Annotated in this window: 21 protein-coding genes; 2 read left to right on the top strand and 19 right to left on the bottom strand. The window is 71.8% G+C overall.

Annotated features, from left to right (window positions below):
- Window positions 1-75 precede the first annotated feature (75 nt).
- Window positions 76-1,509 carry an MFS transporter gene (locus DEJ49_RS11470; RefSeq protein WP_150184045.1) on the top strand — a complete coding sequence of 478 codons (1,434 nt, stop codon included), beginning with the start codon at window positions 76-78 and terminating at the stop codon, window positions 1,507-1,509.
- Window positions 1,510-1,543: 34 nt separating this feature from the next.
- On the opposite strand, the gene DEJ49_RS11475 is transcribed toward DEJ49_RS11470, so the two are convergent.
- Entirely contained in the window at window positions 1,544-1,756 is a 213-nt protein-coding gene (locus DEJ49_RS11475; RefSeq protein WP_150184046.1) for a DUF397 domain-containing protein, read from the bottom strand.
- A gap of 154 nt (window positions 1,757-1,910) precedes the next feature.
- Window positions 1,911-2,810, bottom strand: a complete 900-nt coding sequence (locus DEJ49_RS11480; protein ID WP_150184047.1) for a helix-turn-helix domain-containing protein — start codon at window positions 2,808-2,810, stop codon at window positions 1,911-1,913.
- A gap of 422 nt (window positions 2,811-3,232) precedes the next feature.
- On the opposite strand from DEJ49_RS11480, the gene DEJ49_RS36735 reads away from it, so the two are divergent.
- The gene (locus DEJ49_RS36735; RefSeq protein ID WP_263398789.1) at window positions 3,233-3,364 is read left to right on the top strand and encodes a hypothetical protein; all 132 of its coding nucleotides are present in this window, start codon (window positions 3,233-3,235) and stop codon (window positions 3,362-3,364) included.
- Between the two features lie 218 nt (window positions 3,365-3,582).
- Here DEJ49_RS36735 and DEJ49_RS11485 read toward each other — a convergent pair whose 3' ends face one another.
- The 17 genes from DEJ49_RS11485 to hrcA form a co-directional block, all read right to left on the bottom strand.
- Window positions 3,583-3,939 carry an MmcQ/YjbR family DNA-binding protein gene (locus tag DEJ49_RS11485; protein WP_150184048.1) on the bottom strand — a complete coding sequence of 119 codons (357 nt, stop codon included), beginning with the start codon at window positions 3,937-3,939 and terminating at the stop codon, window positions 3,583-3,585.
- Complete coding sequence (locus DEJ49_RS11490) at window positions 3,936-5,261, bottom strand: hemolysin family protein (RefSeq protein ID WP_150184049.1); 1,326 nt, start codon at window positions 5,259-5,261, stop codon at window positions 3,936-3,938. The genes DEJ49_RS11485 and DEJ49_RS11490 overlap by 4 nt, the downstream gene beginning before the upstream one ends.
- A 4-nt stretch (window positions 5,262-5,265) precedes the next feature.
- Entirely contained in the window at window positions 5,266-5,763 is a 498-nt protein-coding gene (gene ybeY, locus DEJ49_RS11495; RefSeq protein ID WP_150184050.1) for an rRNA maturation RNase YbeY, read from the bottom strand.
- Window positions 5,764-5,775: 12 nt separating this feature from the next.
- Complete coding sequence (locus DEJ49_RS11500; protein ID WP_150184051.1) at window positions 5,776-6,795, bottom strand: PhoH family protein; 1,020 nt, start codon at window positions 6,793-6,795, stop codon at window positions 5,776-5,778.
- A gap of 157 nt (window positions 6,796-6,952) precedes the next feature.
- Entirely contained in the window at window positions 6,953-8,056 is a 1,104-nt protein-coding gene (locus DEJ49_RS11505) for a carbohydrate kinase family protein (RefSeq protein WP_150184052.1), read from the bottom strand.
- A 230-nt stretch (window positions 8,057-8,286) separates the two neighbouring features.
- Window positions 8,287-9,591, bottom strand: a complete 1,305-nt coding sequence (locus DEJ49_RS11510) for a glucarate dehydratase family protein (RefSeq protein WP_150184053.1) — start codon at window positions 9,589-9,591, stop codon at window positions 8,287-8,289.
- Between the two features lie 53 nt (window positions 9,592-9,644).
- Window positions 9,645-10,832 (bottom strand): macrolide family glycosyltransferase, encoded by a 1,188-nt coding sequence (locus DEJ49_RS11515; RefSeq protein WP_223832799.1) that lies wholly within the window; start codon window positions 10,830-10,832, stop codon window positions 9,645-9,647.
- A 168-nt stretch (window positions 10,833-11,000) separates the two neighbouring features.
- Window positions 11,001-12,002, bottom strand: coding sequence for an adenosine deaminase (locus DEJ49_RS11520; RefSeq protein WP_150184054.1), 1,002 nt, complete (start codon window positions 12,000-12,002; stop codon window positions 11,001-11,003).
- A gap of 13 nt (window positions 12,003-12,015) precedes the next feature.
- Window positions 12,016-12,921 (bottom strand): ribonuclease Z, encoded by a 906-nt coding sequence (locus DEJ49_RS11525; protein WP_150184055.1) that lies wholly within the window; start codon window positions 12,919-12,921, stop codon window positions 12,016-12,018.
- A 15-nt stretch (window positions 12,922-12,936) separates the two neighbouring features.
- Complete coding sequence (locus tag DEJ49_RS11530) at window positions 12,937-13,290, bottom strand: histidine triad nucleotide-binding protein (protein WP_150184056.1); 354 nt, start codon at window positions 13,288-13,290, stop codon at window positions 12,937-12,939.
- A gap of 74 nt (window positions 13,291-13,364) precedes the next feature.
- On the bottom strand, window positions 13,365-16,610 hold the full coding sequence (locus DEJ49_RS11535) for a S41 family peptidase (RefSeq protein ID WP_190329323.1): 3,246 nt from the start codon (window positions 16,608-16,610) through the stop codon (window positions 13,365-13,367).
- Window positions 16,611-16,655: 45 nt separating this feature from the next.
- Window positions 16,656-17,270 carry a hypothetical protein gene (locus DEJ49_RS11540; protein WP_223832800.1) on the bottom strand — a complete coding sequence of 205 codons (615 nt, stop codon included), beginning with the start codon at window positions 17,268-17,270 and terminating at the stop codon, window positions 16,656-16,658.
- Between the two features lie 54 nt (window positions 17,271-17,324).
- Window positions 17,325-17,717 carry a VOC family protein gene (locus tag DEJ49_RS11545; RefSeq protein ID WP_150184057.1) on the bottom strand — a complete coding sequence of 131 codons (393 nt, stop codon included), beginning with the start codon at window positions 17,715-17,717 and terminating at the stop codon, window positions 17,325-17,327.
- A 21-nt stretch (window positions 17,718-17,738) separates the two neighbouring features.
- A complete protein-coding gene (locus DEJ49_RS11550) occupies window positions 17,739-18,482 on the bottom strand; it encodes a 16S rRNA (uracil(1498)-N(3))-methyltransferase (protein ID WP_150184058.1) in 744 nt (247 codons plus the stop codon).
- Window positions 18,479-19,558, bottom strand: coding sequence for a nitronate monooxygenase (locus DEJ49_RS11555; protein WP_150184059.1), 1,080 nt, complete (start codon window positions 19,556-19,558; stop codon window positions 18,479-18,481). The genes DEJ49_RS11550 and DEJ49_RS11555 overlap by 4 nt, the downstream gene beginning before the upstream one ends.
- 283 nt (window positions 19,559-19,841) lie before the next feature.
- Entirely contained in the window at window positions 19,842-20,981 is a 1,140-nt protein-coding gene (gene dnaJ, locus DEJ49_RS11560; protein WP_150184060.1) for a molecular chaperone DnaJ, read from the bottom strand.
- Window positions 20,982-21,998: a heat-inducible transcriptional repressor HrcA gene (gene hrcA / locus DEJ49_RS11565; protein WP_150184061.1), complete on the bottom strand. Its 1,017-nt coding sequence runs from the start codon at window positions 21,996-21,998 to the stop codon at window positions 20,982-20,984.
- Between the last annotated feature and the right edge of the window lie 19 nt (window positions 21,999-22,017).

Genomic DNA, 22,017 nt, shown 5'->3' on the forward strand with positions numbered 1-22,017 from the left:
CCCTGACTGGTGTTCCGACCACCAGCATAAGTTCCCGCTCCCCACGTCTATTCCGGCCGAAGCAAGCTCTTGACCATGGCGATCGACACCACCCCTGCCCCGTCCCCCCAGGCCGCGCCACCTGCGCCGCAGCCGCAACCGCACGGCCCGAAGCTCTCCACCCGCGACAAGCTCGTCCTCTTCGTGCTGTGCGCCGCGCAGTTCATGGTCGCGCTGGACTTCTCCGTACTGAACGTCGCGCTGCCCGTGCTCGGCCCCGACCTCGGCATGAGCCACTCCGCGCTGCAGTGGGCGGTGACCGCCTTCGCGCTGCCGTCCGGAGGCTTCCTGCTCCTCTTCGGCAGGACCGGCGACCTCTTCGGCCGCCGCAAGCTGTTCCTCGCGGGTCTCGCGCTCTTCGGCCTCGCCTCGCTGCTCGCCACGTTCGCGTGGGACCCGGCGTCGTTCCTCGCCGGGCGCGCGCTGCAGGGCGTGGGCGCGGCGGCCATCGTGCCGACCGGCATGTCCCTCCTGACGACCACGTTCCCCGAGGGTCCGGCGCGCGACCGGGCGCTCGGCATCTCCGGCACGCTGCTCTCGCTCGGCTTCACGGTCGGCATGGTGCTGGGCGGCGTACTGACCGACACCCTCGGCTGGCGCTCCACGATGGGCCTGCTCACCCTCTTCGCCCTGATCGTGCTGCCGCTCGCGCCGGGCCTGCTGCCCGAGTCGCGCACCCCGGACCGTCCGCGCCTGGACGTCCCCGGCGCCGTCACGGTCACCGGCGGCCTGCTCTCCCTGATCTACGCACTCTCCACGGCGGCCCAGCGCGGCTTCGGCGGCATCGACGTCATCGTCACGCTGGTGGCGGGCGTCCTGCTCCTGGCGCTCTTCGGCTACGTCGAGTCGCGCGCCGCGTCCCCGCTCGTCTCGCTCCCGATGCTGCGCCGCCGCACGGTGGCGTGGGGCAACCTCGGCGGTCTCGTCACGTTCTCGATGATGTCGACGGTCGTGTTCGTGCTGACCCTCTACTTCCAGGAGGTCCTGCGTCTCTCCGCCTTCGAGACCGGCCTGATCTTCGGTGTGCAGGGCATCCTGTCGGTGGTCGCCGGCGTGTACGCGCCGCGGATCATCGGCCGCTTCGGCGCCCGCCGCACGCTGGTGGGTTCGCTGGTCGGGCAGGGCGTGCTGGTCGCGGCGCTGCTCGGCATCGGCGAGGGCGGCTGGTCGGTGTGGCTCGCGACGGCCGCGGTGTCGGTGGCGAGCATGTTCCACCTGGGCGCGATCGTGTCGTACGGCGTGACGGTCACGTCGGGCGTCCCCGACGAGGAGCAGGGCCTGGCGACGGGCCTGGTCACCTCCACCCAGCAGGTGGGCCTCACCGTCGGCATCCCGGTGCTCGGTGTCCTCGCGACGACCGTCCCCGACCTGCTCACGGGCGCGCGGACGGTCCTCGCGATCGACGCGGCGGTGGTCCTGGCGACGGCGGCCGCGGTGGCGGTCGGGCTCGGCGGACGCAAGCGCGCGTGAGCCCCGCGGGGCGGTGCGGTACGGCCCGGCCCCGTCAGGGCCGGGCCGCCGTCACGTCACGCGCGGGGACGCGGGACATCGAGGAGAGGAAGACGACCCAGGCGTCCGGACTCACCACGACGATCGCGCCCCGGGGGCGCGCGGAGTCACGGATGAGAACGGTCCTGCCGGTCCAGGCGATCTCCACGCAGTCTTCGCTCGGGGCCCCGCTCGCACTGCTCTTGCGCCATCCCCATGTGCTGCCCACGCCGCTCCTCCACCCCGGGTGCGGAAGACCAGCCGGCCCGGCGCGGCTGGTGCAGAGGCACATAGCACCTCTTCCAGGATAACGGCGCGACACACGGATCTGAACGACCGGATTCTCGCCAAGGTCCCTTGTTGCGGCCGGGATTGATGAAGCGTCAGGCCGCTTCGACGGGCGCCAGGAGCTTCTCCAGATCGTCCGCCCCCTCTTCGGCCCTGACCGCCAGGGCCTTGAGGATGTCCACCGTGCGCTCCTTGACGGCCAGGTCCTCCAGCTCCCAGAACCTCTCCAGGTAACGCCCGCTCTCCTCCGGCGCGTTGGTACTGAACGAATCGCCGCGCGGGTTCTCCAGATAGAGCGAGTCCGGCATCTCGTCCGCCTCGAACTCGAAGAGTGTGAAGGGTCCCTGGATCCCGGGGTGCGCGCCGACGCTGAACGGCAGGATCTGGATGGTGAACTTCGGCAGGGCCGCCAGCTCGGCGAGCCGCTCCAACTGGGCGCGCATGACGCCGCGTCCGCCGACCTGGCGACGCACGACCGCCTCGTCGAGGATGTAGAACACCTCACGGTCGCCCGACGTCAGCATGTCCTGGCGGGAGAGCCGCACCTCGATGGCCCGCTCGATCACCTCGTCGTCGGCCCCCTTGTCGTACGCCTTCATGATGGCGCGGCCGTACTCCTCGGTCTGCAGAGGACCGGGCAGCTGCAGGGAGTTGTACGCGCGGACGATCGACGCCGACGACTCCAGGGCGAGGAACTGCAGGAACTCTTTGCTGTACAGGTCGCGGTACTCGGCGTACGGCATCTTGCGGCTGCCCCGCGCGAGATCGAGCAGTTCCTCGATCTTGCGGCGGTCCCGGATCCCGTACGCATCCAGCAGGGGGCGCAGGTCGTTGACCGAGATGCCGACCTCGCCGGCCTCGATCCGGATCAGCTTGGAGGGGCTCCACTCCATTTTCGCGGCGACCTGCCGCTGAGTGAGACGCGCGGCGGTCCGCGCCTTTCGGAGCTCGGTGCGCAGCCGCAGCCGCTGAAGTGCCGCACTTGGCGCGCTCATGATGGCTCCACCCCCAACCGGACCGTGCGAGGTGCAACATAGCAGACTAGCAGCTTACTCATCGAGACCTTCCGGGACGACAGTTCACGCCACTGTCAGGAGACCTCGAAGCGCGCGGGCGCGCAACCGCAGGGGCGGTCCGAGGCCGACAGTTGCCGAGTAGCTATATCGCACTTGGCGAGCCTTCGATGAGCAACGTGGACTTCAGTACTACCCATGTCGCAGCGTCCGGGCTACGATATGGCAGAGGGTAGCCTGCTCAACTCGCCACAGTCGCAAGGAGGTTGAGAACAGAGCCGACACGGCACGGAATCACTCCATCGAGTGCGATCGACCGCCGATGTCCCCCTTCCTGGCGCCGCCCGTTCGTGGCTCGCCGCGGTATCCACGACTTGCGTGGAACCAGGAAGGAGTACAGCCCGATGGCCGAGAAGCCTGACGGGCGCCGCACCATCAGCACGTGGACCGACCGGGTCGCGGTGTCGGCCCAGTGGGTGAGCCTCCTGATGATGGTCCAGGAGATCATCGACAGGTGGATCCTGCCCCACGTGTGAAACGCGAACTGGCCCCGGCTCGAGACCGGGACCAGTTGCGGCGGACGCCATCGCACAGACGTTTCCACTCCGAGTTCCTTGGCCGGCAGCCCGGAGTGGGAGCGTTTCGGATCCGCCTGTCACTCCATTCTGCCTGTCCCACCACCCCGATGGCGAGGGGCTGTTGGGACACTTCGCCGAGCGCTTACCGGGCCCCCGCCACCCACCGCGCGCGCCCCTCAGGGGCGGTCGAGCCGCAGGCGCTCCGCCCGGGGCAGTTTCGCCACCACCAAGTCGTACGAGTCCTCGACGAGCTCCCGGACCTGCCGGTCGGGCAGGCCGCCGTCGACGGTCACCGTGTTCCAGTGGCGTTTGTTCATGTGCCAGCCCGGGACGATCTCCGGGTGCGCCGCCCGCAGCCGGTCGGCGATGTCCGGCTCGCACTTCAGATTGACCGTGAGCGGGCGCCCGTCGAGGGCCGTGAGCGCGAACATCTTCCCGCCCACCTTGAAGACCGACGTCTCCGGAGTGAAGGGGAAGTCCTCCACCGCGCCGTTGAAGGAGAGGCAGAACGCGCGCAGGGCCTCCGGCGTCACCCCGACTCGCCCGCCTTCTCCGCGTCCGGCTCGGCGTGGGCGCCGGCGTCCTCCGTCACGGGCTCCACGAGCACCGTCATGATGCGGTTGCGGCGGCCCGCCGCGGACTCCGCGGTGAGCCTCAGCTCGCGCGCGTCCGGCAGCGGCACGGTCGCGGACGCCCCGGCGATCGGGACGCGGCCCAGCTGCTTGGCGAGGAGACCGCCGACGGTCTCCACGTCCTCGTCGTCGAACTCGTCAACCCCGAAGAGCTCCCCGAGGTCGCCGATGTCGAGGCGGGCCGTCACGCGGTAACAGCCGTCGGCCAGCTCCTCGACGGGCGGCAGCTCGCGGTCGTACTCGTCGGTGATCTCGCCGACGATCTCCTCGAGGATGTCCTCGATGGTGACGATGCCGGCCGTGCCGCCGTACTCGTCGATGACCACGGCCACGTGGTTGCGCTCCTGCTGCATCTCGCGCAGCAGGTCGCCCGCGTTCTTCGTGTCCGGGACGAAGGTGGCCGGGCGCATCGCCGTCGACACCAGGTCGGACTCGCTGTCGCGGTTGATGTGCGTCTTGCGGGCCAGGTCCTTCAGGTACACCATGCCGACGATGTCGTCCTCGCTCTCACCCGTCACCGGTATGCGCGAGAAGCCGGAGCGCAGCGCGAGGGTCAGGGCCTGGCGGATCGTCTTGAACCGTTCGATGGCGACCAGGTCCGTGCGCGGGACCATGACCTCCCGTACGAGGGTGTCGCCGAGCTCGAAGACGGAGTGGACCATGCGCCGCTCCTCGTCCTCGATCAGCGACTCCTTCTCGGCGAGGTCCACCATGGCGCGCAGCTCGGCCTCGGAGGCGAACGGGCCACGCCGGAATCCCTTACCGGGCGTGAGCGCGTTGCCGATGAGGATCAGGAGCGGCGGGATCGGACCCATGATCCTGGCGAGCGGCAGCAGGACGTAGGACGCGGCGGTCGCCGTGTTCAGCGGGTGCTGGCGGCCGATCGTGCGCGGGGAGACGCCCACCGCGACGTAGCTGACCAGGACCATCACGCCGATGGCGACCGCGAGGGCGTGCCAGGTCTCATCGAACTCCTGGAGGCAGGCGTACGTCACCAGGGCGGCGGCGGCCATCTCGCACGCCACGCGCACGAGCAGCGCCACGTTGAGGTACCGCGTCGGGTCGGCGGCGACCTGCGCGAGCTTCGCGCTGCCGCGCCGCCCGGAGCGGACCGCCTCGTCCGCGCGGAAGCTGGAGACACGGGCGATGCCCGCCTCGGCGCAGGCCGCGAGCCAGGCCACGACGACCAGGGCGACCGCGCCGGCGATCAGCTGAGGATTCATGGCGCTACGAGACCGTGGGCGCCGGGGACGGGCCGGTCAGGCCCTTCTCGGCGCGCCAGCCGTCGACGATCGCGGCCTGCAGGCCGAACATCTCGGCCTTCTCGTCGGGCTCCTCGTGGTCGTACCCGAGCAGGTGCAGGACGCCGTGGACGGTGAGGAGCTGGAGCTCCTCGTCCATGGAGTGCTCCGTGGGGGCGTCCTTGCCCTGCTTGGTGGCGACCTCGGGGCAGAGCACGATGTCGCCGAGGAGGCCCTGCGGGGGCTCGTCGTCGTCCTTCATGGGCGGGCGCAGCTCGTCCATGGGGAAGGACATGACGTCCGTGGGCCCCGGCAGGTCCATCCACTGGATGTGCAGCTGCTCCATGGCGTCGGTGTCCACGACGATCACCGAGAGCTCGGAGAGCGGGTGGATGCGCATCCGCGCGAGGGCGTAGCGGGCGATGTCGAGGATCGCCTGCTCGTCGACCTCGGTTCCGGACTCGTTGTTGACGTCGATCGACATGGTGCTGCTGGTCTACTTCCCGTTGTGGCGGCTGTCGTGCTGTTCGTACGCATCGACGATACGGCCGACCAGCTTGTGCCGGACCACGTCGTTGGACGTGAGCCGCGAGAAGTGGATGTCCTCGACGCCGTCGAGGATCCGCTGCACCTCGCGCAGGCCGCTCTTCGTGCCGCCGGGCAGGTCGACCTGGGTGATGTCACCGGTGATGACGATCTTCGAGTCGAAGCCGAGGCGGGTCAGGAACATCTTCATCTGCTCGGCGCTGGTGTTCTGCGCCTCGTCGAGGATGATGAACGCGTCGTTCAGCGTCCGGCCGCGCATGTACGCGAGGGGGGCGACCTCGATGGTGCCCGCGGCCATGAGGCGCGGGATGGAGTCGGGGTCGAGCATGTCGTGCAGCGCGTCGTACAGCGGGCGCAGGTACGGGTCGATCTTCTCGTACAGCGTGCCCGGCAGGAAGCCGAGCCGCTCGCCCGCCTCGACCGCGGGGCGCGTCAGGATGATGCGGTTGACCTGCTTGGACTGCAGGGCCTGCACGGCCTTGGCCATGGCGAGGTAGGTCTTGCCGGTGCCCGCGGGCCCGATCCCGAAGACGATGGTGTGCTTGTCGATCGCGTCGACGTACCGCTTCTGGTTGAGGGTCTTGGGGCGGATGGTGCGGCCGCGGGACGAGAGGATGTTCTGCGTGAGGACCTCGGCGGGGGTCTCCTCCGCGCCGTTGCCGTTCTCGTCCGCCCTGAGCATGGCGATCGAGCGTTCCACTGCGTCCTCCGTCATCGGCTGACCGGTGCGGAGCACCAGCATCATCTGGTCGAACAAGCGCTGGATGAGTGCGACTTCGGGGGCGCTGCCCACGGCGCTGATCTCATTGCCCCGGACGTGGATGTCGGCCGCCGGGAAGGCCTTCTCGATCACCCGCAGCAGGGCGTCGCCGGAGCCGAGAACCGTCACCATCGGGTGGTTCGCCGGGACGGTGAAGTGGGCTCGGGCCCGGTCCTGCGCGTCGGTGTGAGTCGTGGGTGTCTGAGTCATGGGCCGGCTCTGTAGGCCTGCTCATCCTCCTCGTGCGGGGCTTGGTGGCCGCTCGACAGCCTTGCTCCCCCAAGAGTACGACGCGGCACGGTACAGGCCGTAGGCCTTTTCCTCCCTTCCGCCTCAGCTCTTGCGCCCTTCCGCCTCGGCTCGTCCGCTACGCCGACCGGAATCCGATCGTCGGCACGGCCCTGCGGAGCGGCCACGGGCGGGCCGCGGCGGGCAGGAGGGACTGCAGGAAGGCGTAGCGCCGCAGGGCCAGGGGGTCCTGGTCGTCGAATTCGCGGACCCGGCGCCACCACGCGCCGACCTCCGCCCAGCCCGGCGCCGACAGGGAGCCGCCGAACTCCTGGACGGAGAGCGCCGCCGTGAGGCCCGCGAAGGCGAGCCGGTCCGCGAGGGGCCACTCGGCGAGGGTGCCGGTGACGAACCCGGCGACGAAGACGTCGCCGGCGCCGGTGGGGTCGAGCGCCTCGACCTCGATGGCGGGGACCTCCGCCGTCTCGCCGGTCCGCCCGTCCACGGCGTACGCGCCCTCGGCGCCGAGGGTCACCACGGCGAGCGGCACGTGCTCGGTGAGGGCGTGGGCGGCCGCGCGGGGGCAGGAGGTGCGGGTGTAGCGCATCGCCTCTTCCGCGTTGGGCAGGAACGCCTCGCAGTGCTCCAGGTCGGCGAGGCCCGCGAGGTCCCAGCGGCCGGTGTCGTCCCAGCCGACGTCGGCGAAGATCCGGGTGCCGCTGCGGGCGGCCTGGGCGATCCAGGGGGCGCGGGTGCCGGGGGTCAGGGAGGCGACGGCGGCACGCGCGCGGGGCGGGCAGGACGGGGCGCCTCCGTCGGGGGCGTCGGCGTCCGGGGGCGGCTCGTGGCCGTGGCTCACCATGGTGCGTTCGCCCTCGTACGCCATGGAGACGGTCACCGGGGAGTGCCAGCCGGGGACGGTCCGTGACGGGGTGAGGTCGATGCCCTCCCCCTGTTCGAGGGCGTCCCAGCAGTACTCGCCGTAATGGTCGTCCCCGAAGGCCGCGGCCAGCGAGGTATGCAGGCCGAGCCGGGCGAGGGCGGTCGCCATGTTGGCGACGCCCCCGGGGCTCGATCCCATGCCGCGGGCCCAGGACTCGGTTCCGCGCACGGGCGCCGAGTCGAGGCCGGTGAAGATGATGTCGAGGAAGACCGTGCCGGTGAGGTAGACGTCGCAGTCCGGATCCCCGGCTCTGCGGGCCGCTTTCAGCGGGTCGACGGTGGGCTGTACGGGTACGACCATGCAGGCAACGTAACGGACGATGCCTGAAGAGGCTCGCGGTTACCGGCCGTGGACCTAGGGCCTGTGTCGGAAGTCCCGCCTGCCCGGCGACGCCCGGCACGCGCCCTCGCGGCGTTGTCGGGACACCCCGATACAACCAGTATCGGGGCGACCCTCCGCCTTGCGATCGCACGCACCGGACGCCGCCGGGCCCGCCCTCCGGGCGAACGACGGGACTTCCGACACAGGCCCTACCAGCGCGGCACGGCCGGAGTCGTCCAGTCCGGGTCGGCCGCCCGCATCGCCGCCGCGTCGTCGCGCTCCCTGAACGCGCGGAAGTCGTCGTCGAGCCAGCGGGCGTGCAGGGCGGCCAGCCTGTCCCTGTCGAGTTCGACGCCGAGGCCCGGGGCGTCGGTGACGGCGACCTTGCCGCCGGTGAACCGGAGCCGGGAGGTCAGGACGTCCTCGGCCTGCCACGGGTAGTGCGAGTCGCAGGCGTGCTCAAGGCCTTGGACGGTTGCCGCCACGTGGGTCATCGCGGCGAGGCTGATGCCCAGGTGTGTATTGGAGTGCATGGACACGCTGACGCCGAACGTGCGGCAGACGGCGGCCAGTTCACGGGTCCGGCGCAGTCCGCCCCAGTAGTGGTGGTCGGAGAGCACGACCTGCACGGCGCCCTTCGCGAAGGCCTCCGGTATCTCCTCGAAGGTCGTCACGCACATGTTCGTGGCGAGCGGCACGCGCGTGCCCGCGGCGACCCGCGCCATGGCGGGCGTGCCGAGCGCCGGGTCCTCCAGGTATTCGAGTACGTCGCCGAGCTCGGCGGCGACCTTCAGGGACGTCTCCACGGACCAGGCTCCGTTGGGGTCGAGCCGCAGCGGCAGGCCGGGGAACGCCTCGGCGAGGGCGCGGATCGCGGCGATCTCCTCGTCGGGCGGGAAGACGCCACCCTTGAGCTTGAACGAGGTGAAGCCGTACCGATCGGTGAACAGGCGGGCCTGCGCGACGATCCCGGCCGGGTCGAGCGCGGCACCCCACCCCTCGTCCTGCTCGCTCACGACGCCGGCCGGGTGCTCGGCCCACTTGTAGAACAGGTACGCGCTGTACTCCACGGCGTCGCGCACCTTGCCGCCGAGCAGCGCGTGCACGGGCAGCCCGAGCGCCTTGCCGAGGGCATCGAGGCAGGCGACCTCAAACCCGGAGACGACGGAGAGCCGCAGCTTGTCGGCGGTCTGCACGCCGCGCAGACCGCCGACGTCCACGGAGTCGTCGACCCGCGCGGCGTCCACGGCCACGTCGTCCGCGAGTGTGAACAGCCCGTTGAGATCGGACACGTCGTGCCCGACGAGCCGCCCGGCCAGCGGCCGGGCGAGCTCGAGGTACTTCGAGTCCCCGTACGTCTCCCCTATGCCCGTCACCCCACCTGCGGTGACCACCTCGATGATCAGACGGGGCGTGTAGGGCTGATGGACGCCCTGCGTGTTGAGCAGCGGGGGGTCGGCGACGAGGACGGGGGTGAGACGGACATCCGCGATGACGAGACTCTGTCCATACATGAGAACGGAGACTAGGTACGCGAACGAGGGCCGTCAATGGTGGGCGCGGGGCGCTACAGCTCCGCCTCGATCAGGTCGGCGGCGCGCACCGCACCGCCCTCGGCACGGACCTGCGCCCGCAACTCCGCGCACCTGCGCGCGACCTCGGGGTCCGAGGTCAGTTCGAGCAGCGCGGCCCGCAGCACCTCCCCGGTCGCCTCCGGCGTGTCCACGCGCCGCGCGACACCGAGCTCCACGAGCCGGTCCGCGTTCATCGGCTGCTCCGCGCCCTGCGGCACGGCGATCATCGGCACACCGGCATGCAGGCCCTCGCCGCTGCTGCCCATCCCGGCGTGCGTGACGAAGGCGTCGGCCTGCGCAAGGACGGCCAACTGCGGTACCCAGGACCGGACTTCGATGTTGCCGGGAAGTTCGTCGCCCAGCTCTTCGGGATCCACGTGCCTGCCGATCTGCAGCACGACGTGCCACCCCGGCAGATCCCCGAAGGCGGCCACGCACTGCCGGTAGAACTCCGGCTGCACGGTGTACGCCGAGCCGAGCGACACCAGCAGCACCTTCTCGGCGTATGAGGGCCGCGTCCAGCTCTCCCGCGCGGCGCGGTCGCCGAGGCAGGGCCCGACGAAGTCGACCCGCGTCGGGTCGACGGTGTCGGCGTGCGGCTGCATGGCCCGCGGAATGGTGGCGAGGGCGCGCGGCGGCACCCCGGAGAACTCCGCGACGTCCGGCGTGGTGGCGCCGCACCCGGCGAGCCACTCCTTGAAGCGGGCCTCCAGGGCGTCGGCGCCCGGCAGTTGCGCGAGGTGCGCGCCGACATCCTCCTGATAGCTGCCCCACGCCACGAAGGTGGGCGACAGCTGCACGAGCGGCCGCACCTGCGCCTCGGCGAGCGCACGGGCGACGTACGCGCCGATGTCGTACAGATAGAGGTCCGCGGGGTCGTCGTCGTACGCCGCGTGGAGCTGCGGGAGCACCGCCATCGCGTCGTCGAGGAAGAGCGCACTGGCCTCGATCGGGTCGTCGGGCCAGATGTTGTCGCGGAACGGGAGCGTGGACTCGTACGCGACGAGTTCGGCGCCGGTGGGCTCGATGAGTTCGGCGGTCGCGGGGTCGTTGGCGTACGTCACGCGGTGGCCGCGCGCCACCAGTTCACGGATGACTTCGAGTCCGGGCAGCACGTGGCTGACCATCGGGACGCCGACCATGGCGATGTGGGCAGGGCGGCGGGAGAGTCGATGAGGCATGGATGTTCCTCCAGGAACGGAGAGCTACGGATCCGTGGTGTGCGGATGAGGACACGGCGGCCCACCGCCGCGGTCCTGTCCGGACGGGCGGGGGCCTGCTGGGGCCGTGTCAGCCGTAGATCTGCGCGATGGAGTCCATGCCGGGGACCCTAGTCGGGCATCCGGCGGTCAGTCGAACGAATAAGCGTCGACCTCGGCGAGGTACTTCGCCCGCAGCGCCTCGTCCGCCGCGTCCCGGTCGAGGAAGCTCGCCAGGAAGGAGTTGCGGGCGAGCGTGCGCAGCCGCTCCCGGTCGAGACCCAGGGCCTCGCGGACGGCGTGGAAGTTGTCGTCCGCGTACCCGCCGAAGTAGGCCGGGTCGTCGGAGTTGACCGTGCACATGAGGCCCGCGTCCAGCATCCGCGGCAGCGGGTGGTCCTCCAGGACGTCGATGGTGCGCAGCCGGACGTTCGAGAGCGGGCAGAGCGTGAGCGGGACGCGGTCGCGGACCAGGCGCTCCACCAGTTCCGGGTCCTCAACGCAGCGCAGCCCGTGGTCGATGCGCTCGACGCGCAGGACGTCCAGGGCCTCCGTGATGTACGCGGGCGGCCCCTCCTCGCCCGCGTGGGCGACGAGCCGCAGGCCGCGGGCGGCGGCGGCCTCGTACACCTCCTTGAACTTGGCCGGCGGGTGGCCGACCTCGGCGGAGTCCAGGCCGATGCCGATGATGCGGTGGAGGTACGGCTCGGCGGCCTCCAGCGTCTCCATCGCGGACTCGGCGGACTGATCGCGCAGGAAGCACATGATCAGGCGCGTGGAGACGCCGTGCCGCTCCTCGCTGCGGTCCAGGGCGCGGGCGAGGCCTTCGACGACGGTGCCGATGGGGACGCCGCGCGCGGTGTGGGCCTGCGGGTCGAAGAAGATCTCCGCGTGCCGGACGCCCTGTGCGGCGGCGCGGGCGAGGTAGGCGTCCGCGAGCTCCTCGAAGTCGGCCTCGGTGCGCAGCACGGCCATGAGCCGGTAGTAGAGGTTGAGGAAGGTCTGGAGGTCGTCGAAGAGGTAGGCCTTGCGGAGCTCTTCGGTGTCGGCGTACGGGAGTTCCACGCCGTTGCGTGCGGCGAGGGCGAAGGCGAGCTCGGGTTCGAGGGTGCCTTCGATGTGGAGGTGGAGTTCGGCCTTGGGGATCGGCATGGTGCGGTCTCGCTCAGGTTCGTTTGGGGAGGGGCACGCGCAACAGGTCGCGGGCGACGGTGAGTTCGCCGTCGTATCCGGCGGCGCGGGCCTGCTGTTCGTACAGGCTCGGGTCGGGGTAGCGCTGGCTGAAGTGGGTGAGGACGAGGTGGCGGACGCCCGCCTCGACGGCGACGCGTGCGGCCTGCCCGGCGGTCAAGTGCCCGTGATCGACGGCGAGTTTCTCGTCCTCGTCAAGAAAGGTCGACTCGATGACGAGCATGTCGCAGCCTTCGGCGAGGGCGTGCACGCCGTCGCAGAGCCGGGTGTCCATCACGAAGGCGAAGCGCTGTCCGCGCCGCACCTCGCTGACCTCTTCGAGGGCCACTCCGCGCAGGCTGCCCTCCTTCTGGAGGCGACCCACGTCGGGCCCGCTGATCCCGTGCCCGGCGAGGAGCTCGGGCAGCATGCGGCGCCCGTCGGGCTCGGTGAGCCGGTAGCCGTACGACTCGACCGGGTGGGAGAGCTTCATCGCGTCGAGGGTATACGCGGGCGTGACGTCCAGAGGGCCGTCCGCGGCGACCGGCGCCTCGGTGAGCGAGACGGTCTCCCGGTAGGCCGTCGCGTACCGCAGCCGGTCGAAGAACCGCTGCCCCGACGCCGGGTAGTGGGCGGTGACGGGGTGCGGGACCCGGTCGAGGTTGATGCGCTGGATCACCCCGGCCAGGCCCAGGGAGTGGTCGCCGTGGAAGTGCGTGACGCAGATCCGGTGCAGGTCGTGGGCGGCGACCCCGGCGCGCAGCATCTGGCGCTGCGTGCCCTCGCCGGGGTCGAACATGATTCCCTGGCCGTCCCAGAGCAGGACGTAGCCGTTGTGGTTGCGGTGCCGGGTGGGGACCTGGCTGGCGGTGCCGAGCACCACCAGTTCACGTGCGGACAAGGAGGACGGTCCCCGCTATCCGGGCGGCCACTGGAGGCCGCGGCCGCCCAGGACGTGCGCGTGCGCGTGCCAGACGGTCTGGCCGGCGCCGGACCCGGTGTTGAAGACGATGCGGTAGCTGTCGGCCTTCTCCTCGGCGGCGACCTCGCCCGCCTCCCGCAGCACGTCCGCGGCGATCGCGGGCTCGGCGGCGGCGAGCGACGCGGCGTCCGGGTAGTGCGCCTTGGGGATGACCAGGACGTGGGTCGGCGCCTGCGGGTTGATGTCGCGGAAGGCCACGGTCGTCTCGGTCTCCCGGACAACGGTCGCCGGCACGTCACCCGCGACGATCTTGCAAAACAGACAGTCGCTTCGCGCTTCGCCCGCCATGGGCCGCCTCCTGGATAGGGAAGATCAGTACGCTTCGCATGCTATCGGCCCGGCGACGCGGGGCCCGGGAGAGGTCACTCCCCGCCCGGCAGCTCCGGTGGCGTCTTCGCCGGGTTTTCCGCCAGCGCGGCCAGTGCTATCCGCACCGCCTCGTCCAACTGCGGGTCGCGGTTCGCCGCGTGGTCGTCCGGGGTGGTGATGACCTCCACGTCCGGGTCGACGCCGTGGTTCTCGACGCCCCAGCCCTCGCCCTCCAGCCAGAACGCGTACTTCGGCTGCGTCACCAGCGTCCCGTCGACCAGGTGGTAGCGGCTGTCGATGCCGATGACGCCACCCCACGTGCGGGTGCCGACCACGGGCCCGATGCCGAGCGCCCTGATCGCGGCGTTCACGATGTCGCCGTCGGAGCCGGAGAACTCGTTGGCGACGGCGACGACCGGGCCGCGCGGCGCGTCCGCCGGATAGCTCAGCGGGCGGGAGCCGCGAGGCAGGTCCCAGCCGACGACGCGGCGCGCCAGCTTCTCCACGACGAGCTGCGAGGTGTGCCCGCCGCGGTTCTCCCTGACGTCCACGACCAGGCCCTCGCGGGCGACCTCGACGCGCAGGTCGCGGTGGATCTGCGCCCAGCCCGGCGCCTGCATGTCCGGCACGTGAAGGTAGCCGAGGCGGCCGCCGGAGCGCTCGTGGACGTACGCCCGGCGGTCGGCGACCCAGGCGTGGTAGCGCAGCGGCTCCTCGTCGTCGGTGGGGACGACCACGGCGTGCCGGGCGTCGCCGCCGCCCGACGGCGAGATCGTCAGCTCGACGGCCTTGCCCGCGGTGCCGACGAGCAGCGGGCCCGGCCCCACGACCGGGTCGACCGGCATGCCGTTGACCTCGATGACCGCGTCACCGGGGCGGACCGCCACGCCCGGCGCGGCGAGCGGCGACTGCGCGTCCGGGTCGGACGTCTCCGAGGGCAGGATGCGGGCGATGCGCCACAGTCCGTCCTCGCCGCGCGTCAGGTCCGCGCCGAGGAGCCCCTGCCGGTGCGCCCCGCCCCCGCCGCCGCGCGGGGTGACGTAGGCGTGCGAGGTGCCGAGTTCGCCGTGCACCTCCCACAGCAGGTCGACGAGGTCGTCGTGGGTGGCGACGCGGTCGAGGACGGGCCGGTACCGCTCCAGTACGCCGTCCCAGTCGACGCCGCCCATGTCGGGCCGCCAGAAGTTGTCCCGCATGAGGCGGCCCGTCTCGGCGTACATCTGGCGCCACTCGGCGGCCGGGTCGACGGTGTGGCGGATGCGGGTGAGGTCGACGGTGATGTTCGACGGGCTGTCCTCGTCGCCGGAGGCGCGCCGGTCGCTGGGCACGACCTTCAGCTTGCCGTCGGTCCACAGCAGGATCCGCTTGCCGTCGCCGGTGACCGCGAAGTGGTCGGCGTCCGCGGACAGTTCCTCGACGCGGCGCTCCGCGAAGTCGTACCGCTCCAGTTCAGTCCTCGGCGCCGGGTCGTGCGGCGTGGCACGGGAGGCGCCGAGGACGCCGCGCACCGGGTGCCGGAGCCAGAGCAGGCCGTCCTTCGCGGCCCGCAGCGTGCTGTAGCGGGCGGCCTCGACGGGGAACGGCACGATGCGGTCGGCGAGCCCGTCGAAGTCGATGCGGGTGACGGGCGCGCCCTCGCTGTCGGGCGTCTCGGCGCCGTCCTGCGCGTCGAAGGGCCTGCCGTGGCGCTGCGGTCCGAAGGGGGACGGCGTGGTCGCGGCGAGCGTGATCAGGTACGGGCGTGAGCCGCCGACGAACGCGAGATCGAAGACGTGCGCGTCGTAGACCGGGTCGAAGGAGCGGGCGGAGAGGAACGCGAGGTGCTTGCCGTCGAGGGTGAACGCGGGCGCGTAGTCGCGGAAGCGCAGCGGCGTCGCCTCGGCCACCGACAGGTCGGCGGTGTTGGCGAGCTTGAGCTGCCGCAGGGGGCTCGGGCCGGGATGCGACCAGGCGAGCCATGCGGAGTCGGGCGAGAAGACGAGCCCGGTGGCCTCGCCGTCCTCGCTGCGGTCGACCTCGCGGACCTCGCCGCTCTCGCGCTCGACGAGCAGCACACGCCCGTCGTGCGAGGCGACGGCGGCACGGGAGCCGTCGGGGGCGACGGCGAGCCCGAGGACCCGGCCGAGCTGTCCCGCGGCGAGCCTGCGCGGGGTGGCGCCGGGCGCGGAGCCGGTGGCGGGCGCGAACTCCAGGGCCTCGTCGCCCTCGGCGTCCGTGACCCACACGACGTGCTCCTCGCCCTGCACGCGGAACGTACGCGGCAGCCGGGCGCGCACCCCGTGCTCGGCGGCGAGCGCGCGGGCGGGGCCCTCGCGGTGCGTGACCCAGTGGACGGAGCCGCGCACGGAGACGGCGCTGCCGCGTCCGGTGTGGTCGGGCGCGGCGGCACCGAACCAGCGGGCGGCGCTCACGGGGTGCGGCTGCAGGTCGGTGCGCTGGCCGCCGAGGCGCAGCTCGACGCGGCGGGGCTCGGCGTCCGACAGGTCGTCGAGGAGCCAGAGTTCACCCGCTGACATGTAGACGACGCGGGTGCCGTCGGTGGCCGCGTGGCGCGCGTAGAAGCCGTCGAGGGCGGTGTGCCGGCGCAGGTCGGAGCCGTCGGGCTGGGAGGAGTAGAGGGCGCCGACGCCTTCGTGGTCGGAGAGGAAGGCGATGCGCCCGCCGACGAGGAGCGGGTACTCGATGTTGCCGTCGAGCTCTTCGTGGACGCGTACGAAGCGGGGCTCTCCGTCCCCGGGAGCCGCGCCGCCCCCGTCACCCTCCGTGCGCCGGATCCACAGCTTGCCCGCGGTGCCGCCGCGGTACCGCTTCCACCAGGCGGCCTCGCGGCCCATCGGCGCGGAGAGCAACAGGACCTGCCCGTCGGGGCCGTGGGCGGCGTCGCCGACGGGTCCGTACGGCAGGGTGGCGGCGGGACCGCCGTCGAGCGGGACGGCCCGCGCCCAGCTGCGGCGCAGGGAGGCCTGTCCCGTCGCGCTGACGGCGAGGACCCGCCCGTCGGGTGTCCAGCCACGCACGGCGGTACGCCAACTCCCCCAGTACGTCAGCCTTTTGGAGGGGCCTCCGTCGACGGGGGCGATGTGCACCTCGGGGGCTCCGTCGCGCGTGGAGGTCCAGGCGACGGTCGTGCCGTCCGGGGATATGCGGGGATGGTTCACGGGCATGTTGTCGGCGCTGACCCGCCAGGCCCGGCCCCCGTCGAGGGGCGCGACCCAGACGTCGTCCTCTGCCGCGAACGTGAGCAACTCGCCGTGAACGTGCGGGAACCGGAGATATGCGCGGTGCGCTGCCTCTGTCACACCGACCAGCCTAGGCAGGCACCGCACGCGCCGACAGGGGGACGATCATTTCCCGGGCACGCAGTCGCAGGTCGGCTGGGGTGGCGGCGGGTCCGCGGTCACCGTCACGGTGACGGTGGGGGTGGGCGCGGGGTCGGGCTCCTGGTGGGTGGGCGGGGTGGAGGGCTGATCGCCCCCGCCGCCCCCGCCGCTCCCGCCGTCCCCGTCGCCGTCCCCGTCGCCCGCGTCGCAGTTCCCCAGCACATCGACGCGGAACCACTGCTCGCCGCCGACCTTGGCGGTGAGGTTGCCGCGTACGCAGGCCCCGTCGACGACGGAACTCACCCGGCCCTTGACCGAGATGTCCGTACCGTCGTCGGTCTCGCCCTGACAGTCCACCTCGATCACGGACTCCGTAGGGCCGGACCCGTTCTTCGGCGTGACCTTGTCCGCGAAGCCGGCCGTGCAGCTCAGCCAGGACACGTCGGCCCCCTGCCGCTCCAGCTCCTTGGTCCCCGCCTCGTCCACCGTGAGCGCGACCGCGGAGGTGTTCATCCCGCCGTTCACGGGATCGCACGCGGTGACTCCCAGCGCGGCGGCGCCCACGAGCCCGACGGCGTACAGGATCGTCGTACGCCGTGTCCCCGACACCCGGCCGCGTAACCGCCTCAATGCCCCCATGGGCGGCAGAGTGCCACCGCGCACGCCGGTGCGGTAGACCGCTTGCGGCCATGCTCAGGTGCGCAGCAGCAGCCACTCCTGCAACTCCACCAGGTTGCCCTCGGGATCCTTGAGGTGGGCGACGCGCATGCGCTCCGTCATGGGCGCGGGCCCGTGCGCGAGGACGGCTCCGCGTCCGACGATCTCCGCGCAGTACGCGTCCAGGTCGTCGACCCTGAGCACCACCAGTGAGCGGTGCCCGGTCGCCGCGTCGGCCAGCTCGCCGAGCAGCCCGGCCATCATCGCGCGGTCCTGCAGCGCGATGCCCGCCGAGCCGACGGCGAACCCGAACTTCTCGTACGGTCCGTCCTCGGCGCCCGACTGGGGCTTGAGGCCCAGCACTTCGCCGTAGAAGCGGTAGCAGGCGGGAAAGTCCGCGACGAGCAGACGCACCTGAGCGAGTTCCAACGCATCCCCCGTGGGGTTCGGTCAGGACCAGCGGCCGGTGCGCCCGAGGAGGAGCGCGGTCGCCGCGGTCCCGGCGGTCGACGTGCGCAACACGCTACGCCCGAGCCGGTACGGCTTCGCGCCCGACTCGGCGAACACCGCCAGCTCCTCCGGGGACACGCCCCCTTCGGGCCCGACCACCAGCACGATGTGCCCGGCCGCGGGGAGTTCCGCCGTGGCCAGCGGGTCGCTGCTGCCCTCCTCGTGCAGGACGGCCGCGAAGTCGGCGTCCGCGAGGAGCGCGGCGACCTGCTTGGTCGACGCGGCGTCGGCGACCTCGGGGAAGCGGACCCGGCGCGACTGCTTGCCCGCCTCGCGCGCGGTGGCCCGCCACTTGGCGAGGGCCTTCAGGCCGCGCTCACCCTTCCACTGCGTGATGCAGCGCGACGCGGTCCACGGCACGACGGCGTCGACGCCGGTCTCCGTCATGGTCTCCACGGCGAGCTCGCCGCGGTCGCCCTTGGGCAGGGCCTGTACGACGGTGATGCGGGGCGACTCCGCGGGCTCCTCGGCGACGGAGTCCATGTGGACGATCAGCCGGTCCTTGCCCTCGGTGTCCACGACCACGCACTCCGCCCAGCGCCCGGCGCCGTCGGTCAGGACGACGTCCTCACCGGCGCGCAGCCGCTTCACGGAGACGGCGTGCCGCCCCTCGGGTCCGTCGAGCACATAGCGCCCGCCGCCGCCCGCGTCGAAGTGCTCGACGACGAAAACCGGTGCGGTCATACGGCACCCTCCGCGTCCGACGCGGCCTGCGCCCTGGCCTCGGCGAGTTCGGCCGCGAGGACCTCGACGAGCTGTCCCGCGGGCAGCTCGCGGGCGAGCCGGTGACCCTGCCCGGCCCAGAGGGCCATGGCCTGCGCGTCCCCCGCCTTCGCCGCGGCCTTGCGCAGGGCGCTGGTGAGGTGGTGGACCTGCGGGTAGGCGGCGGGGGCGTACGGGCCGTGCTCCCGCATGAACCGGTTGACGAGGCCGCGCGCGGGACGCCCGGAGAACGCGCGGGTCAGCTCGGTCCGTACGAAGAGCGGATTGGTCATGGCCTGCTTGTGCAGCGGGTTGGCGCCCGACTCGGGGGTCACGAGGAAGGCGGTGCCGAGCTGCGCGGCGTCGGCGCCCGCGGCGAGCACGGCGGCGATCTGCGCGCCGCGCATGAGCCCGCCCGCGGCGACGATGGGGATCTGCGCGGTCTCACGCACCTGCGTGATGAGTGAGAGCAACCCGATCCCGGCCCCATCGGCCTCCGGGTTGTCCTTGTGCGTCCCTTGGTGCCCGCCGGCCTCGATGCCCTGCACGCACACGGCGTCGGCGCCCGCCCACTGGGCGGTCTGCGCCTCCTCCGCGGTGGTGACGGTGACGACGGTCAGGGTGTTGACGCGGGCGAAGGCGTCGAGGACGTCACGGGTGGGGCAGCCGAAGGTGAAGGAGACGAGCGGCACGGGGTCGTCGAGCAGGATCGCCAGCTTGGCGTCGTACCCGTCGTCGCGCCCGCTCTCCGGGTCGCCGAGCTCCGTCTCGTACCAGGTGGCCTCGCCGGCGAGCTGGTTGCGGTAGACCTCGACGGCCGCGGCGTCCGCGGTGTCGGGCTGCGGCATGAACAGGTTGACGCCGAAGGGGCGCGAGGTGAGCCCCCGCAGCTGTTTGATCTCCTGGTACATCCCGTCGGCGGTCTTGTACCCGGCGGCGAGAAACCCGAGCCCGCCGGCCTCGGCGACGGCCCCGGCCAGCGCGGGCCCGGAGGCGCCGCCCGCCATGGGGGCCTGCACGATCGGGAGACGACAGAGCTCGGTCAGTGCGGAGGACATGACGGCATCGTGCCACGGTCCTCTTCCCGTACCGAATCGCGCGCCCCGCACCGGCGTACGCCGCCCCGTCTGCCCCCTGCCCGCCGTCCGGCGGCTGCGGGCCGTCCCGGGTTGCTCGCGCAGTTCCCCGCGCCCCTTGAAGGCCCGTCCCGGGCCCCTTCAAGGGCGCGGGACGGGGTGTCTCGAGGGGCGCGGCGCGGGGGGTGTCTTTAGGGGCGCGGGGAACTGCGCGACCAGCCCCCACGCACCCGCAGGCAACGAACAACGCGCCCCGCTCAAGGCGCTACCGCCCGTTGAACGCGTCCTTCAAACGGGAGAACAGCCCCTGCTGACCGGGCTGGAACTGCCCCGTCGGCCGTTCCTCCCCGCGCAACTGCGCAAGCTCCCGCAGCAACCGCTCCTGCTCGGGATCGAGCTTCGTCGGCGTGAGGACCTCGACGTGCACGATGAGGTCACCGCGACCGCCGCCCCGCAGATGCGTGATGCCGCGCCCGTGCAGCGGGACGGACTGCCCCGACTGCGTGCCGGGACGGATGTCGATCTCCTCCAGGCCGTCGAGCGTCTCCAGCGGCACCTTCGTGCCGAGGGCCGCTGCGGTCATGGGGATCGTCACCGTGCAGTGCAGGTCGTCGCCGCGCCGCTGGAAGACGGCGTGCGGCAGCTCGTGGATCTCCACGTACAGGTCACCGGCGGGGCCGCCGCCGGGGCCGACCTCGCCCTCGCCCGCGAGCTGGATCCGCGTGCCGTTGTCGACACCGGCCGGAATCTTGACCGTCAGGGTCCGCCGCGAGCGGATCCGTCCGTCGCCCGCGCACTCGGGGCACGGCGTCGGCACGACCGTCCCGAAGCCCTGGCACTGCGGGCAGGGCCGGGACGTCATGACCTGGCCGAGGAAGGACCGCGTGACCTGGGACACCTCACCGCGACCGCGGCACATGTCACAGGTCTGCGCGGACGTCCCCGGCGCGGCACCCTCACCGCTACAGGTCGTACAGACGACAGCCGTGTCGACCTGGATGTCCTTGGTCGTCCCGAAGGCGGCCTCTTCGAGGTCGATCTCCAGACGGATCATGGCGTCCTGGCCGCGACGCGTGCGCGAGCGCGGCCCGCGCTGCGACGCCGTCCCGAAGAACGCGTCCATGATGTCGGAGAAGTTGCCGAAGCCGCCGGCGCCGAAGCCACCCGCGCCTCCGCCACCGCCCGCCTGGGACAGCGGGTCGCCGCCGAGGTCGTAGACCTGCTTCTTCTGCGGGTCCGACAACACCTCGTACGCGGCGTTGATCTCCTTGAAGCGCTCCTGAGTCTTCGGGTCCGGATTCACATCCGGGTGAAGCTCACGCGCCAGCCTCCGGAAGGCCTTCTTGATCTCGTCCTGGGAAGCGTCGCGGCGCACGCCGAGTACGGCGTAGTAGTCCGTGGCCACTTACGACTCCGCCAGGATCTGTCCGACGTAACGTGCCACTGCGCGTACTGCTCCCATCGTTCCCGGATAGTCCATGCGGGTCGGTCCGACCACGCCGAGTTTGGCGACTGCCTCGCTGCCCGAACCGTAGCCGACCGAGACCACGGACGTGGAGCTGAGCCCCTCATGGGCGTTCTCGTGACCGATCCGTACGGCCATGCCCGAATCCTGCACTTCCCCAAGCAACTTGAGGAGCACGACCTGCTCCTCGAGGGCTTCGAGAACGGGCCGGATGGTGAGGGGAAAGTCATGTCCGAAGCGGGTGAGATTGGCGGTGCCGCCGATCATCAGCCGCTCCTCCGTCTCCTCCACGAGCGTCTCGAGGAGGGTGGACAGGACCGTCGCGACGGTGCCGCGGTCCTCGGCCTCGAAGGCCTCGGGCAGGTCCTGCACCAACTGTGGCACATCCGCGAAGCGCCGCCCCGCGACCCTGCTGTTCAGCCGGGCCCGCAGGTCCGCGAGCGCGGTCTCGCCGAACGGCGCGGGGCAGTCGATCATGCGCTGCTCGACCCGGCCCGTGTCCGTGATCAGTACGAGCATCAGCCGGGCGGGGGCCAGCGAGAGCAGCTCCACGTGCCGCACCGTCGACCGCGTGAGCGACGGGTACTGCACGACGGCGACCTGCCGGGTGAGCTGCGCGAGCAGCCGCACCGTGCGCCCCACGACGTCGTCGAGGTCGACGGCGCCGTCGAGGAAGTTCTGGATGGCGCGGCGCTCGGGCGCCGTCATCGGCTTGACGCCCGCGAGCTTGTCGACGAAGAGGCGGTAGCCCTTGTCGGTCGGGATGCGCCCCGCGCTGGTGTGCGGCTGGGCGATGAACCCTTCCTCCTCCAGCACCGCCATGTCGTTGCGGACGGTGGCCGGGGAAACCCCCAGACGGTGTCGCTCGGTGAGCGCCTTGGAGCCGACGGGCTCCTCCGTCCCCACGTAGTCATGGACGATGGCGCGCAGCACTTCGAGCCTGCGTTCACTGAGCATCGCGCACACCTCCAGCTGT

Source organism: Streptomyces venezuelae, from assembly GCF_008642335.1.
Taxonomy (GTDB): Bacteria; Actinomycetota; Actinomycetes; order Streptomycetales; family Streptomycetaceae; genus Streptomyces; species Streptomyces venezuelae_F.